Annotated in this window: 12 protein-coding genes; 6 read left to right on the top strand and 6 right to left on the bottom strand. The window is 71.5% G+C overall.

The window, feature by feature from the left end:
* The first annotated feature begins 1 nt into the window (after position 1).
* Complete coding sequence (locus W7S_RS20330; RefSeq protein WP_008259820.1) at positions 2-1078, top strand: sugar phosphate nucleotidyltransferase; 1077 nt, start codon at positions 2-4, stop codon at positions 1076-1078.
* 54 nt (positions 1079-1132) lie between these two features.
* On the opposite strand, the gene W7S_RS20325 is transcribed toward W7S_RS20330, so the two are convergent.
* From W7S_RS20325 to cofD, 4 genes are read right to left on the bottom strand one after another with little or no spacing between them, the layout of a single operon-like run.
* Positions 1133-1678, bottom strand: coding sequence for an NUDIX hydrolase (locus W7S_RS20325; protein WP_014385681.1), 546 nt, complete (start codon positions 1676-1678; stop codon positions 1133-1135).
* Positions 1675-3273: a class I SAM-dependent methyltransferase gene (locus tag W7S_RS20320; RefSeq protein ID WP_014712271.1), complete on the bottom strand. Its 1599-nt coding sequence runs from the start codon at positions 3271-3273 to the stop codon at positions 1675-1677. The genes W7S_RS20325 and W7S_RS20320 overlap by 4 nt, the downstream gene beginning before the upstream one ends.
* Before the next feature lie 28 nt (positions 3274-3301).
* Positions 3302-4654: a coenzyme F420-0:L-glutamate ligase gene (locus W7S_RS20315; RefSeq protein WP_014712270.1), complete on the bottom strand. Its 1353-nt coding sequence runs from the start codon at positions 4652-4654 to the stop codon at positions 3302-3304.
* Positions 4651-5652 (bottom strand): 2-phospho-L-lactate transferase, encoded by a 1002-nt coding sequence (gene cofD / locus W7S_RS20310; RefSeq protein ID WP_014385678.1) that lies wholly within the window; start codon positions 5650-5652, stop codon positions 4651-4653. Before cofD ends, W7S_RS20315 begins: the two co-directional genes overlap by 4 nt.
* Positions 5653-6041: 389 nt before the next feature.
* Here cofD and W7S_RS20305 point away from each other — a divergent pair, with 389 nt between their 5' ends.
* A complete protein-coding gene (locus W7S_RS20305; protein ID WP_014380966.1) occupies positions 6042-6380 on the top strand; it encodes a WhiB family transcriptional regulator in 339 nt (112 codons plus the stop codon).
* 16 nt (positions 6381-6396) lie between these two features.
* Here W7S_RS20305 and W7S_RS20300 read toward each other — a convergent pair whose 3' ends face one another.
* The gene (locus tag W7S_RS20300) at positions 6397-6819 is read right to left on the bottom strand and encodes a metallopeptidase family protein (RefSeq protein WP_009955382.1); all 423 of its coding nucleotides are present in this window, start codon (positions 6817-6819) and stop codon (positions 6397-6399) included.
* A 201-nt stretch (positions 6820-7020) separates the two neighbouring features.
* Between W7S_RS20300 and W7S_RS20295 the strand changes: the two genes are divergently transcribed.
* The 4 genes from W7S_RS20295 to manA all read left to right on the top strand — a co-directional run bounded on the left by W7S_RS20295 (position 7021) and on the right by manA (position 11291).
* Positions 7021-7467 carry a DUF3499 domain-containing protein gene (locus tag W7S_RS20295; RefSeq protein WP_193375011.1) on the top strand — a complete coding sequence of 149 codons (447 nt, stop codon included), beginning with the start codon at positions 7021-7023 and terminating at the stop codon, positions 7465-7467.
* A gap of 82 nt (positions 7468-7549) precedes the next feature.
* Positions 7550-8947: a phosphomannomutase/phosphoglucomutase gene (locus W7S_RS20290; RefSeq protein ID WP_014712268.1), complete on the top strand. Its 1398-nt coding sequence runs from the start codon at positions 7550-7552 to the stop codon at positions 8945-8947.
* Positions 8944-10056, top strand: a complete 1113-nt coding sequence (locus W7S_RS20285; RefSeq protein WP_014383187.1) for a hypothetical protein — start codon at positions 8944-8946, stop codon at positions 10054-10056. Before W7S_RS20290 ends, W7S_RS20285 begins: the two co-directional genes overlap by 4 nt.
* An 8-nt stretch (positions 10057-10064) precedes the next feature.
* Positions 10065-11291: a mannose-6-phosphate isomerase, class I gene (gene manA, locus W7S_RS20280; RefSeq protein WP_008259799.1), complete on the top strand. Its 1227-nt coding sequence runs from the start codon at positions 10065-10067 to the stop codon at positions 11289-11291.
* A 3-nt stretch (positions 11292-11294) separates the two neighbouring features.
* Here manA and W7S_RS20275 read toward each other — a convergent pair whose 3' ends face one another.
* Complete coding sequence (locus tag W7S_RS20275; RefSeq protein ID WP_231504902.1) at positions 11295-12761, bottom strand: NAD(P)/FAD-dependent oxidoreductase; 1467 nt, start codon at positions 12759-12761, stop codon at positions 11295-11297.
* Positions 12762-12845: the final 84 nt, after the last annotated feature.

The raw sequence follows: 12845 nt of genomic DNA, 5'->3' as shown, positions 1-12845 counted from the left end.
GGTGGGAACTCCGCAAGTCGACGTCGTGATCCTGGTCGGCGGCAAGGGCACCCGGCTGCGGCCGCTGACGCTGTCGGCGCCCAAGCCCATGCTGCCCACGGCCGGACTGCCGTTCCTCACCCATCTGCTGTCGCGGGTCGCCGCGGCGGGCATCGAGCACGTCATCTTGAGCACGTCGTATCGGGCCGGCGTCTTCGAGGCGGAGTTCGGTGACGGCTCAAAGCTGGGCCTGCAGATCGAATACGTCACCGAGGAGAGCCCGCTGGGCACCGGCGGCGGCATCGCCAATGTCGCCGGCCACCTGCGGCACGACACCGCCATGGTGTTCAACGGCGACGTGCTCTCCGGCGCCGATTTGGGCCAGATGCTCGACTTCCACCGCGCCCAGGAATCCGACGTCACCCTGCACCTGGTGCGGGTGGGCGACCCGCGGGCCTTCGGCTGCGTGAGCACCGAGGACGGCCGGGTCACCGCCTTCCTGGAGAAGACGCAGGATCCGCCGACCGACCAGATCAACGCCGGCTGCTACGTGTTCTCGCGCCGCGTGATCGACCGGATCCCGCGCGGCCGTGAGGTTTCGGTGGAGCGCGAGGTGTTCCCCGCGCTGCTTTCCGATCCCGGCGTCAAGGTCTGCGGCTACGTCGACGCCAGCTACTGGCGCGACATGGGCACCCCGGAAGACTTCGTCCGGGGATCGGCGGATCTGGTGCGCGGCATCGCGCCGTCTCCCGCCCTGCATGGCCACCGCGGCGAGCAGCTGGTGCACGACGGCGCGGCGGTGTCGCCGGGCGCGGTGCTGATCGGCGGGACCGTGGTGGGGCGCGGCGCCGAGATCGGGCCCGGCGTCCGGCTGGACGGCGCGGTGGTCTTCGACGGGGCCAAGGTCGAGGCGGGCAGCGTCATCGAGCGCTCGATCATCGGGTTCGGCGCGCGCATCGGCCCGCGGGCGCTGATCCGCGACGGGGTGATCGGCGACGGCGCCGACATCGGCGCGCGGTGCGAACTGCTGCGCGGCGCCCGGGTGTGGCCCGGTGTCTCGATTCCCGACGGCGGGATCCGCTACTCGTCCGACGTCTGAAGGCCGTTCCCGACGAGTGCCCGGCTAGCCGGGCACTCGGCTGCGAATGTGCGGCTAGCCGGGCGCTCGACCGAGCGCCCGCGACACCAGGTACGCCAGCGCGTGATCGGTGCCCTCCGGCAACTCGTCGGCGGGCCACCAGCGCAGGTCCTCCGACTCGTCGCTGATCGCGATCCGCGCGCCGGCCGGCGCGTGCGCCACGAACTGCAAATCCAGATGCCGGGTCGGCACGCCCAGCGAGCACACCACCGGGTGCACGTGCACGGCCGCCAATTCGGGCTCGATCCGCAGCCCGTCGACCCCGGACTCCTCGGTGGCCTCGCGCAACGCCGCGGCGACGATGTCGGCGTCGTCGTCGTCGCAATGGCCGCCCAGCTGCACCCACCGGCCCAGGCGGCGGTGCAACGTCAGCAGCACCCGGTCGCCGGCGTCATCGAGCACCAGCGCCGAGGCGGTGACATGCCCCGGCACACACTCGCGGCGGCACGCGTCGTCGCGGGCCGCGACGAACGCCAAGACGGCGTGCCGCAACGAATCCTGGCCCGCGTCGGGGGGTTCCCAGCCGGACAGGGTCGCGATCACCGACTCCCGCAGGCTCACCGGGTGCGCCGCCGTTTCCTGCGATCGGCCAGCGATGCCCACGCCCGGCGGCAGTCCGCCACCGCCTCGGCCGGCAGTCCCAGCCCGTCGATCAGCACGCGACGGTCGACGAGGTCGAGCGCCTTGTCGATCTCGCCCGCCTTCAACAGCAGGTCCACATCGACGGCGAGGTCGGGATCGGCGTGTGCCGGCGCGGGGATGGGCAGCTGCTCGGCCTCGCGGGGTTCGAGCTCCAGCACGCCCCCGCCGTAGCTGCGGCCCATGATCTCGGCGAAGGCGAACGTCACGCTGTTGTGGAACACCGCGGCCAGCGCCGCTGGGTCGGCGGGGTCCTCACCGGACAGGCGCACCCGATGCACGGTGTCGGTACTCACCGCGCCCACGCCGTTGACGGTCAGCCGCGGCGCCCGGTGAATCTGGCGCAGCAGGAACAGATCCGGCGCCCACAGCGACGGCGTCCGCCACCAGGGCGTGCGGATCGAGCACTTGTAGCCGCGGTGCACGCCGGCGGCTTCCCCGGCGAGGATGTGGGCGATCAACGCGGGATCGGCCGGCTCGCGTGGCGCGTTGAGCAGCCAGCCGCGGTGCCCGGCCGCGAGATCGCTTGCCCGGCAATCGGTGTCGTAGACCAGCCCGGACAACTGGGCGCTGCGCGAGACCAGCGGGACGCAGTGCGGCCGCAAACCCAGCTCCGCCGCCTGGGCGTCGGTCAGGGTGAAGAACGCGTTGCGCCCGGTCACGATGCCGACGTCGACCTCGGCGACGGACCCGAGCGGGAGCAGGGCGCCGGAGCCCTTGAGCGCGCGCAGCAGCCGGATCGCGGCGGGGTCCAGAAAGTACTTGGTCCACTTCTCGTTTTCGTGCAGCAGCGCGGGCGCCCAGCCGGCCTCGAGGTCCGCCCGCGCCAGCGCGTCGGCGTTTGGCAGGTGCACGGTCCGGATGCGGGCGGGGCCGGACCCGACCGTGTCCCTTATGCCGCAGAACAGCACGACCTCTTGCAGGATGCCGTCGAACACCAGGCGCTGGAAGGTCAGCAGCGTGATGTCGCGGAATCGGCTCACCAGAAAGTCGCGCAGCGGCGCGGCGTAGGAGACCTGCAGCAGCTCGGCCGGCAGCACCAGGCCCACCCGCCCGCCGTCGCGCACCAGCAGTGCGGCGGCCACGACGAACGGCACCCACGCGTTGGTCAGCCTGGTCGGGCGCAGCCCCGCGCGGCGCATCAGCTCCAGGGCCGGGTCGCGGTGCTGCGACGCCCAGTTGCCGAACCGGATGTAGGGCGGATTGCCGGCGACCCCGTCCCAGCCGCCGGCGCCGGCTTCGGCGGCGCGGGCCATCCAGGTGAACAGGCTGTCGGTGTCGACGGGCGCGAACCGGCGGGCCTTGGCCGCCTCGCGCGCGATCAGCTCGACGCCTTGGGCGCGGTCGCTGAGCGCGGCCAGCTCGCGCAGGATCGCGCCGTCACCGCAGGAGGGTTCGAGGATCTTGGGGCCGGCCTCGCGAACCCAGCGGGCCAAAAAGCGCGCCACCGGCGCCGGGGTGTAGTAGCCGCCGCGGACCTTGTCGGCCGAGGCCGCCGCCTTGCCCGCGAAGTTCATGGGCTTAGTATCTCGGAAAAACGACGGCTCACTTGCGGATCAGCAGGTCCCCGGGATCCGCGGCGTCGCGCGGGCCGGCGGGCTCGGCGGCGTAGCCGATGGCGATGGCGCCCAACGGCTCCCAGTCGGCGGGCAGGTCGAGCTCGGCGCGCACCAGGTCGGCGGCGAAGATCGTCGACCCGATCCAGCAGCTGCCCAGCCCGCGCACCGCCAGCGCGACCAGCAGGGCCTGCACGGCCGCCCCGACGGCCACGGTGAACATGGTGTGCTCGGCGTCGGTGCGGGCGGCGTCCGGATAGGAGTGGGCGCCGTCGGGAACCAGGATCGGGATGACGACTTCGGGCGCGTCGTAGAGGATCTGGCCGCGCGCCACCCGGCGCTCGATGGCGTCGGCGGGCCTGCCGTCGCCGGCGAGGTCGGCGCGCCACTTGTCCTTCATGCGGTCCAGCAGCCGGGCCCGGGTGCCCGGGTGCTGCAGCCAGACGAACCGCACCGGGCGGGTGTGGTGGGGGGCCGGCGCGGTGAGGGCCTCGGCGACGGCCGCCTCCACCAGATCGGCCGGGACCGGCTCGGCGCTGAACCGGCGCACCGATCGGCGCAGCAGCTGCGCCTCGCGGCGGCCCAGGTCGATCGCCTCGGCCGTGCCGAGCCAGAACAGGTCTTCGGTGCCGGGCCGCAACAAGTCCCGTGCCGTCGAGCCGTCGTCGGTCACGGACAATCCGCGCACCACCGCCACCGGCATCGCGGTCAGTTTGCCCTTGACCAGGTCGGCGGCCGCGGCGATCTCGTCGGCGATCGCGACCTCGGTGACCAGCAACTCGTTGCCGTGCTGGTCGAGCGCCCCCGAATAGCCGTGCAGCACAGCCAGTCCCGCGGCGCCCACCGCCGCGTCGGTCTGGCCGTTGCGCCAGGCGCGGCCCATGGTGTCGGTGATGACGACGGCGACCTCGACGCCGAGCCGCTCGCGCAGCGCGGCGCGCAGCGTGGCGGCGCTGCCGTCCGGGTCGACGGGCAGCAGGGCCAACTCGTCGCGCCCGACGTTGGAGCCGTCCACGCCCGCGGCGGCCTGCACCAGCCCGATCCGGCTCTCGGTGATCAAGGTCTTGCCCTTGCGGGCCAGCACCCGAACGGCCTCGTCGTCGACCAGCTTGCGCCGCAGCCGATCGCGCTCCTCCGGGTCGCGGGGCGCCGGCACCAGCCGGCCCTCACATTTGGACACCGCCTTGCTGGTGACCACCACGACGTCGCCGTCGCGCAGCCACGGCGCGGCCGCGGCGACGGCCGCGCCCAGATCGTCGCCCGGCCGGAATTCGGGCAGCCCGGCGACGGGCAGGATCTCGATCGCGGCGGCGGTGCCGTGCTCGCCGGGGGAGGGGGTCAAAACGCCACCCCCGCCAGCTCCAGCCCGGCGCGGACCATCTCGGCGGTCGCCTCGGGGTCGGTCATCACCAGCGGCACCGAGCGCACCGCGACGCCCTCGATGTCGGCGCCGTCGCCTTCACTCACCAGCCAGCCATCCAGGATGCCGGTGCCCCGACGCGCGCCGTAGTGGCGGCCGACGGCCTCGGCGGTGGACTCGACGCCGATCACCGACAGGCAGGCATCGGCCATGCCGCGCAACGGCTTTCCACCGATGATCGGCGAGTAGCCGACGACCGGGGCCTTCGCCGCCCGCAGCGCGCCGCGAACGCCGGGGACCGCCAGGATGGCGCCGACGCTCACCACCGGATTCGACGGGGCCAGCAGGATGACGTCCGCCTCGGCGATGGCCGCTGTGGCTTCGGTTGTGGCCGCTGCCTTTTCGGCGCCGACGAACGCGAAGCTGTGGGTGGGCACCTGGGCGCGGTAGCGCACCCACCATTCCTGGAAGTGGATGGCCCGCCGGCCGCCGTCGTCGGGATCGGTTATCACCACGTGCGTCTCGCAGCGGTCGTCGGTGACGGGCAGCAGCCGCGCGCCCGGTTGCCAGCGGTCGCACAGCGCCGTGGTGATCTGCGACAGCGGGTAGCCGGCGTTGAGCATCTGGGTGCGCACCAGGTGGGTGCCCAGGTCGCGGTCGCCGAGTCCGAACCAGTCCGGCTGCACCCCGTAGCGCGCCAATTCCTCTTTGGCGTGCCAGGTTTCGTCGCGGTGCCCCCACCCTCGCTCCGGGTCGACACCTCCACCTAAGGTGTACATGCAGGTGTCCAAATCGGGGCAGACTCGCAGTCCGTGGATCCAGGCGTCATCGCCAACGTTGACGATCGCCGTCAGCTCGTGACTGCCGGCTTTCGTGTCTGGGCGCCCTTGCGTGTGAAACTGACCCAGCCCGAACAACTGTTGAATCCCCAGCAGGAAGCGGGCGCCGCCAACCCCACCGACCAGGACGGTGACCTTCACTTGAGCCTCACACAGCACGACAGTACTGCCCGACGAGCGTGCGGTGGTGGGCCCGTCGGGCCTGCCTCAAAGTCGGGGCTCCCCACGACTTGTGGGGAAGTTGTGAGCTATGTGATCAACACGCCGACGGCCCAAAGCAACAGAAACGCCGAAATTCGATCACGAGATGGTATGGAAATGCGCCGAAGTGCTTGACCCGGCAGATCAACCCGTGTCTAATCACATCAGTGTCATTTCCCGGTTGGCCGGCCGACTCCGGTGTCGCAGACCGAGATTCGATCACTTGTTCGAATTGTCTGTACATCAGAACAGTGGGAAATCAATCACTCTTTCTCAATCAAGCTGAGGAGGCGGACGACCGTATGTCTTACGAAACTTTTCGAGGCGCAATGGCGAGCACGCCGCACACCCCGATCGACTCGGCGCCGGCCCGACCCGCCCGGCCGCATTTGACCGTGGTTCCTGATGCGCCAGGCGCATTCGAGCCCGAGCCGTTGCCGGCGCCCGTCGCCGACCAGTGGCAGGACCGGGCGCTGTGCGCCCAGACCGACCCCGAGGCCTTCTTCCCGGAAAAGGGTGGTTCCACCCGCGAGGCCAAGAAGATCTGCCTGGGTTGCGAGGTGCGCCACGAGTGCCTCGAGTACGCCCTCGAGCATGATGAGCGCTTCGGGATCTGGGGCGGTCTCTCCGAACGCGAGCGCCGCCGCCTCAAGCGCGGCATCATCTAAAAGCCGCGCACCGTCGTTATTCGTCGTCGATCGTCGGATCGATGACCGATGGCTCAACGTCGAGATAGATGGCGACCTGGGCCACCAGGATTTCGTGCAGCAAGTCGCCGAGTTCGATGGTGTCCTTCGCCCGTCGCTCAATTGGCTTGCGGAACAGGACAATTCGCGCCCGCGTGGAGTTGCCGCGGATGTCGACACCGGCCGGGATCAACCGGGCGAGGGGGATCGGCCCGTCGGCGATCACCTCGGCCGGCCACTGCACGCTGTCGGGATCCTTGGCCGCGATCCGCGGAATCTCATCGACCGCCACGTCGAGGTCGGCCAGCCGGTCGTGCCAGCTCCGCTCGATGGGCTCGTAGGCCTCCAGCACCGCCATGTCGAACCGCTCGGCGCGGCTGCGCCACCCCGGCACGCTGGGGGGCAGCAGCGCCCCGCGCATCTCGCGACCCCGGCGGAACCGTCGATGGCCGGCGGGCCGGCGCGGAGCCGATCCGTCCGAAAACCGATCTCTTTGCGGGGAGCTGCGCGAATCGCCGCGGGATTCACTCATTGGGCCGATGGTAACGGTTGGACATCGGCGGCCGTCCGGTTGCGCGTGTCCGGCGCTTCGGCGGCGTTTGCGCACGATAGCCTTTCGAGCGTGAACGTTCCCCGTCGCTGTTGCCGGCCCGGGTGCCCGCACTACGCCGTGGCGACCCTAACGTTCGTCTATTCGGACTCGACGGCAGTCGTCGGCCCGCTGGCGACCGCTCGGGAACCGCACTCCTGGGATCTGTGCGTCAACCACGCCGGCCGCATCACCGCCCCCCGCGGATGGGAGCTGGTGCGCCATGCCGGCCCCCTGCCCACCCACCCCGACGAGGACGACCTGGTCGCCCTGGCCGACGCCGTCCGCGAAGGAGGTTCGGGGGATCGCGGCGCGCCGTACGGCGGCGCCCCAACGCCCGTGAACGGCTTCGCCGACCCGCACCTCCATCACGGCGGCACCCAGGCCACCGCGCCCAGCAGCAGCGTGCTCGCCCCGCCGGAGCATCGGTCCGGAAGGCGCCGCGGGCACCTGCGTGTGTTGCCCGATCCCAGCGACTAGGCGAATCCGCCCGCACCGCGGCTCGTGTTCTCTTCGGCCCGATAGGCTGACGGCCAAGAGTTCACGTCGTCAGGAGTCCCGCATGTCTCGGCCCGCCGCGACTGTCCACCGTGTCGTCAAGGCGTACGACGTGCGTGGTCTAGTCGGCGAAGAGCTCGACCAGCCGCTGGTCACCGATTTGGGCGCAGCCTTCGCCAGACTGATGCGCGCCGAGGGCGCCCGCCAAGTCGTGATCGGCCACGACATGCGCGACAGTTCGCCCACCCTGGCCGCGGCCTTCGCCGCCGGCGTCACCGGCCAGGGCCTCGACGTGGTGCGCGTCGGTCTGGCCTCGACCGATCAGCTCTACTTCGCCTCCGGGTTGCTGGACTGCCCCGGCGCGATGTTCACCGCGAGCCATAACCCCGCCGCCTACAACGGAATCAAGCTCTGCCGGGCGGGGGCCAAACCGGTCGGCGCCGAGAGCGGATTGCGCGTCATCGCCGACGACGTCATCGCCGGCGTGCAGGGTTACGACGGCCCACCCGGCACCGTCTCCGACCGCGACGTGCTGGCCGACTACGGGCAGTACCTGCGGTCCCTGGTGGACACCTCGGGGCTGCGCCCGCTGCGCGTGGCCGTCGACGCCGGCAACGGCATGGCCGGCCTGACCACCCCCGCGGTGCTCGGCCCGATCGCCTCGATCACGTTGTTGCCGTTGTACTTCGAGCTCGACGGCTCCTTCCCCAATCACGAGGCCAACCCGCTCGAGCCCGCCAACCTGGTGGACCTGCAGACGTTCGTGCGCGAGACCGGCGCCGACATCGGGCTGGCCTTCGACGGGGACGCCGACCGCTGCTTCGTGGTCGACGAACGCGGCAACCCCGTGTCGCCGTCGACGGTGACCAGCCTGGTGGCCGCGCGCGAGCTGGGCCGCGAGATCGGCGCGACGATCATCCACAACGTGATCACCTCGCGCGCGGTGCCCGAACTGGTCAGCGAGCGCGGCGGCACACCGCTGCGCTCGCGGGTGGGCCACTCCTATATCAAGGCGCTGATGGCCGACACCGGCGCGATCTTCGGCGGCGAACATTCGGCCCACTACTACTTCCGCGACTTCTGGGGCGCCGACTCCGGGATGCTGGCCGCGCTGTACGTGCTGGCCGCGCTCGGCGAGCAGGACCGCCCGCTGTCCGAGCTGACCGCGGACTACCAGCGCTACGAATCGTCCGGCGAGATCAACTTCACCGTGGCCGACGCCGCGCAGTGCACCGAGGCGGTGCTGAGATCGTTCGGCACCCGCATCCACTCCCTCGATCACGTGGACGGCGTGACGGTCGACCTGGGCGACGGCAACTGGTTCAACCTGCGCAGCTCGAACACCGAGCCGCTGCTGCGGCTCAACGTGGAGGGCCGCACCGCCGAGGACGTCGGCGCCGTGGTCGCCCAGATCAGCGCCGAAATCGCCGCGCAGACCCCACGCGCGGGGGCCGCCCCGTGAACGCCACCCAGGCAATCGATCTCGAAGACACCGACGGCCTGCTGACCGCCGACCGCGACGGCCTGCTGCGGGCGGCGTCGTCGGCCGGCGCGCAGGTGCGTGCGATCGCCACCGCGGTCGAGGAGGGCGCGCTGGACCCGCTGAGCGCCGAGGACCGTCCGCGCAGCGTGATCTGGGTGTCGGGCCGCGGCACCGCGGAGACCGCCGGGGCGATCCTGGCCGCGACGTTGAATTCGGTGGCGTCCCAGCCGTTCACGCTGGCCGGCGAGGCGCCCCCGTGGGTGGGGCCGCTCGACGTGCTGATCGTCGCGGGCGACGACCCCGGCGACCCCGCGCTGGTCGCCGCCGCCGCGACCGGGGTGCGCCGTGGCGCGCGGGTCGTGGTGGCCGCGCCCTACGAGGGTCCGTTGCGCGACGCCACGGCCGGGCACGCGGCGCTGCTGGCGCCCCGGCTGGGGGTTCCCGACGAATTCGGGCTGTGCCGGTATCTGGCCGCCGGGCTCGCGGTGGTGCACGCCGTCGACCCACGGCCCAGCGTGGACCTGGCGTTGCTCGCCGACGAGCTCGACGCCGAGGCGCTGCGCAACAGCGCCGCCCGCGAGCTGTTCACCAATCCGGCGAAGCTGCTGGCCGCGCGCATCGCCGACCGCCAGATCGCGCTGGCCGGCGACGGCGCCGCGACGCTGGCCCTGGCCCGGCACGGCAGCTCGGTGCTGCTGCGGATCGCGAACCAGGTCACCCCGGCCACCGGGCTGGCGGACGCGGTGGTCGCCCTGCGCGCCGCGGCCTCGTCCGGTTTCGGGGGCGCCATCGCCGATCCGGACGCCGCCCTGTTCCACGACGAGGAGATCGACGGGCCGCTGCCGCCGCGGCTGCGGGTGCTGGCGATCATCCTGGCGGCCGAGCAGACCGTGGTGGCCGCCCGGACGGCCGGGCTCGACGACGTGTACCTGCTCGCCGCCGAGGATGTGCCCGACGGTCCCGGCGGCTCGGCCGGCTCCGGTGTTTCGCCTGCGCTGGGGGGTCCCGGTCGCGTCGAGCAGCAGCTGGCAGTATTAGCCGTCCGGCTGGAGATGGCCGCGGTTTACATGCGACTGGTGCGGGGATAAATAGAACAGTGGAACTGCTTCGCGGGGCCTTGAGAACGTACGCGTGGGGTTCGCGTACCGCGATCGCCGAGTTCACCGAACGTCCGGTGCCGGCGGCGCATCCGGAGGCCGAGCTCTGGTTCGGCGCCCACCCGGGCGACCCGGCCTGGCTGGAAACCGACAACGGTGAGATCACGTTGCTCGAGGCGCTCGACGCCGACCCCGAGGGCCAGCTCGGCCCCGGGTCGCGGGCCCGCTTCGGGGACGTGCTGCCGTTCCTCGTCAAGGTGCTGGCCGCCGACGAGCCGCTGTCGCTGCAGGCGCACCCGAGCGCCGCGCAGGCGGCCGAGGGCTACCTGCGCGAGGAGCGGGTCGGCATCCCGCTGACCTCGCCGGTGCGCAACTATCGGGACACCTCGCACAAGCCGGAGCTGCTGGTGGCGCTGCACCCGTTCGAGGCGCTCGCGGGCTTCCGCCAGGTGTCGCGCACCGTCGAGCTGCTGCGGGCCCTGGCGGTCTCCGACCTCGACCCCTTCATCGATCTGCTGAACGACCAGTCCGACGCCGACGGCCTGCGCGCGCTGTTCACCACGTGGATCACCGCCCCGCAGCCCGACATCGACGTGCTGGTGCCCGCCGTGCTGGACGGCGCGATCGCGTACCTCAGTTCGGGGGCAACCGAATTCGCGGCCGAGGCCAAGACGGTGCTCGAGCTCGGCGAGCGCTATCCCGGCGACGCCGGCGTGCTGGCGGCGTTGCTGCTCAACCGCGTCAGCCTGGGCCCGGGTGAGGCCATCTTCGTGTCGGCCGGCAACCTGCACACCTACCTGCGGGGTTTCGCGGTGGAGGTGATGGCCAACTCCGACAACGTGTTACGGGGTGGGCTGACCCCCAAGCACGTCGACGTGCCCGAGCTGCTGCGGGTCCTGGACTTCGCGCCCACCACCGAGGAGCAGTTGCGGCCGCACATCCGCCGCGAGGGCTTCGGGCTGATCTATGAGACGCCGACCGACGAGTTCGCCGTCGCGCTGCTGGACCTCGAAGACGAGTACGTCGGCCACGAGGTGGATGCGACGTGCAGCCACGACGGCCCGCAGATCCTGTTGTGCATCCAGGGTTCCACGACGGTGCACGGCAAGTCCGGCTCGCTGACGCTCAAGCGGGGGATGGCCGCGTGGGTGGCGGCCGACGACGCCCCGATCCGGCTGGTCGCGCACGAGCCGAGCAAGTTGTTCAGGGCGACGGTAGGGCTGTAGCGGCTAGGACTGATGGTGGCGACCCGCAGCGCCCGGCTGGTGCCGAGCGCGGCGACCCGCTTCGCCCGGCTCCGCCGCGCTTGCGGTCGCCGCGGCCGCGTTTGCGGTCGCCACGCGCCGCTGCCTGACCGCCTGACGACGCTCGCCTAACCACAGGCGCGCGTTGTGCGCGATGGCGCGGCCGATGATCCGCGGCGGCGGCACCATGTAGAGGCTGTCCAGCAGGGAGAACCGGCGCAAAAACCATTCCGCCAGAACGGGTTCGGTTTCGGCGGCGCCGAGGAATTGGTCGAACAGCGCGCCGGAGGGCCGCCACCACCAGGGAATCGGCCCCTTCGTGCCGGCGTGGTGGAAGGTGATGTCGCCGATGGCGTTCATCATCCACACCGGGAAGGTGCTCCTGGCGGTGGCGCGGTGCAGCGTCGCGGCGAGTTGATCGTCGGGGCCTTGCAGCGCGCGGCGCAGATGGCCGGCCTGCAGGGAGGTCATCGTCATGCCCTGGCCGAAGGTGGGATTGAAGCTGGCCACCGCGTCGCCGAAGGCGATGATGCCGCCGGGGAAGCGCTCCAGTTTGTCGTAGCGGCGCCACCGGCTGGCCGGGAACGCGTGGAAGGCCGGATCGCCTAGCGGCTCGGCCTGTGCCAGCGCCACGCTGAAGCGGCCCGGAAGCAGCTGCCCGGCCAGACCCAGCATTTCGGGAAACGTTCTCGGCGGTTTGACGTCGGCCACGCCGAACGTGGTCAGGACCCAGGTGCCGTCCTCGTAGCACAGCATGCCCAGCCCCAGGGACTGGTCGTGGGAGGCGCCGGCGACGACGACCTTCTCTGCGATCAGCCCGTCGGGAATGCGGAACTGCTGGGTGGCGTAGTTGATGCCGATGTCGACGGCCTGTTCGACGGGGCGCGCAAAACCCCACTGCGCCAACCACACCGGCAGCCGGGTACCCCGCCCCGCCGCGTCGACGACGAGGTCCGCGCCGACGAATTCCGGCTCCCCGCCGTCGGGATCGGCCGGATCCACCAGCGCACCGGTCACCCGTTGTCGCGCGGGGTCGAACCGCGGTTCGGCCACCGAGCGCCGCACGATGGTGACGTTGTCGAGGTCGTGAACCCGTTTGCGCAACTGCCATTCCAGGTGCGGCCGGCTCGGCACGTAGGCGGTGAATTCGTCGCGCAGGGTTTGCCCCGTGCCCAGGACGTGGCCCGCCGCGCCGAGGTGGATGCAGTCGGGCCGGTTCTTCAGCTTCGGCACGCCCGCGGCCACCATGTCGTCGAGCAGGCCGGGAAAGAGGTTCTCGAATTCGATCGCGCCGCGCGCCATCAACATGTGCAGGTGCCGGTCCTGGGGGACCGTCGCCCGGTTCGCCGGGAAGGCCGGCAACTCGTCGCGCTCGTAGACGGTGACCCGCGAATACGCGTCCGACAGCACCCGCGCGGCGCACAGCCCGGCGATGCTCCCCCCGATGACCAGCGCGTGGTCCCGCGCGTCTGCTTTGCTGTCCGGCATCTGGGGGGAGTACCCAGTACTGTGTCGGACCAATGGCTCCCAGCGTTG

The sequence above is a fragment of the Mycobacterium sp. MOTT36Y genome (assembly GCF_000262165.1).
Classification (GTDB): Bacteria; Actinomycetota; Actinomycetes; order Mycobacteriales; family Mycobacteriaceae; genus Mycobacterium; species Mycobacterium intracellulare.
The sequence above is the reverse complement of the archived record's forward strand: the minus strand, read 5'-3'. Positions and strand labels throughout refer to the sequence as shown.

Coding starts and splice junctions, on each gene's coding strand:
- W7S_RS20300 (WP_009955382.1), bottom strand. CDS start 6,819: ATGCGCGGGGCGCTGCTGCCCCCCAGCGTGCCGGGGTGGCGCAGCCGC.
- W7S_RS20320 (WP_014712271.1), bottom strand. CDS start 3,273: ATGAACTTCGCGGGCAAGGCGGCGGCCTCGGCCGACAAGGTCCGCGGC.
- W7S_RS20305 (WP_014380966.1), top strand. CDS start 6,042: ATGGCGAGCACGCCGCACACCCCGATCGACTCGGCGCCGGCCCGACCC.
- W7S_RS20290 (WP_014712268.1), top strand. CDS start 7,550: ATGTCTCGGCCCGCCGCGACTGTCCACCGTGTCGTCAAGGCGTACGAC.